The organism is Clostridium sp. (assembly GCF_036642255.1).
GTDB lineage: Bacteria > Bacillota > Clostridia > Clostridiales > Clostridiaceae > Clostridium_J.
In genome coordinates this window covers 1-1,598 of sequence record NZ_JAVWDJ010000117.1, presented here as the reverse complement: position 1 = coordinate 1,598, position 1,598 = coordinate 1, and the positions used below count along the sequence as shown (strand labels likewise).

The window sequence follows — 1,598 nt, the reverse complement described above, 5'->3', positions numbered from 1 at the left end:
CCAATCCTGTAAGTCTTTTTAATTTCATATCAACAATAGCAGAAGCTTGAACTTCACTTAGGTTGTATTTAGTTCTAAGAGTTAATATAGCATCCTTCGCATTTGAAGAAGATTTAATTAAAGTAATTACATTATCTATATCTTCAAGAGCAACTAATAACCCCTCAATTAAATGAAGTCTATCTGATATCTTATTAAGTGAGAAATTAGTTTTTCTTTTAATTATACCTAAACACTTAATTATATATTGGTCGATTATTTCTTTTAGATTTAATTGTTTAGGTTCTCCATCTAATAAAACATTTTGATTAATAGATACTGTTTGTTGCATCCTTGTGTATGCATATATTTTATTAGCTACTACATCTGCATCAAACCCTCTTTTTAGAGTTATAGCTATTCTAAATTCTTTTGTTGTTGTTTCATCAGTTATGTTGGAAATTCCATCTATTTTGTTATCTCTAACACATTGAACTATTTCTCCAATTAAATTGGATTTTTTAGCTGAAAACGGCATGTCATAGAAAACAATTGTTCTTCCTTTATCTTCAATTTTATACCTTCCTCTTGTAATGAAACCACCTTTGCCTTCTTTGTATATTTTAACAACATCTTTTTTATTTATTATTTCTCCACCCAAAGGGAAGTCTGGTCCTTGTATATACTTCTCAACCAACTCCTCTATTGTTATGTCAGAGTTTTCAATAGTAGCATTTATAGCGGATACAGTTTCTTTTAGATTGTGAGGAGCAAAATTAGAACTGTAACCTACAGCTATTCCTGAAGTTCCATTCGCTAATATATTAGGAAAAAATCCACTCATAGAACATGGTTCCATTTCATCTTCTGAGAAGTTAGGTTTCCAATCTACTGCATCTTTCTTTAAATCTTTAAGCATTTCTTCTCCAATCTTAGATAATCTACAAAGTGTATATCTCATAGCGGCTGGAGAATCTCCATCACAACTTCCATTGTTACCTCCCATATCTATAAGAGGATATCTTACATTCCAATCTTGAGACATTCTTGCCATTGCTTCATATGCTGATGTATCTCCATGTGGAGACAGTCTACCAATAATTTCTCCAACTAGTCTTGCTGACTTTTTATATGCTCCATTACTGGCAAGACCTAGTAGACTTGCCCCATATAAAACTCTATTGTGAATAGGTTTACATCCCATTATATCTGGGATGGCTCTATCCTTTATTACACTTAAACTATAATCCAAATAACTTTTTTCCATTTCCTCTATAAAATCAACATTAAATACATTTAACATACACATCATCCTTTCTATTACACATTAGCTCTGTAAGCATTCTTTGTGATAAATTCTTTTCTTTTGTCCGCACTTTTCCCCATAAGTTCTTCAACTTTTTCTAAACAAAGTCTATCATTTTGGATAACTACTTTTTTCAGTCTTCTCTTTGTTCTGTCTATTGTAGTATCTAGAAGTTCTTGAGGTGAGAGCTCACCTAACCCCTTAAGATAATGAACATCAAATTTTCTGTTTGGGTGCTGTTTTTTAAATATATCCAATTCATCATTATCAGCCGCATAATGTACTTCCTTACCCATTATTATTTGGTATAAAG

General features: G+C 31.4%; 1 protein-coding gene and 1 pseudogene. Both read right to left on the bottom strand.

Features of this window, described 5'->3' with window-relative positions; genetic code table 11:
* Positions 1–1,282: DNA gyrase subunit A (locus tag RR409_RS21100; RefSeq protein WP_332559738.1), on the bottom strand; the 1,282-nt coding region annotated here is incomplete at its 3' end.
* 17 nt (positions 1,283–1,299) lie between these two features.
* A pseudogene (locus tag RR409_RS21095) lies at positions 1,300–1,598 on the bottom strand (DNA topoisomerase IV subunit B); the annotation flags it as partial.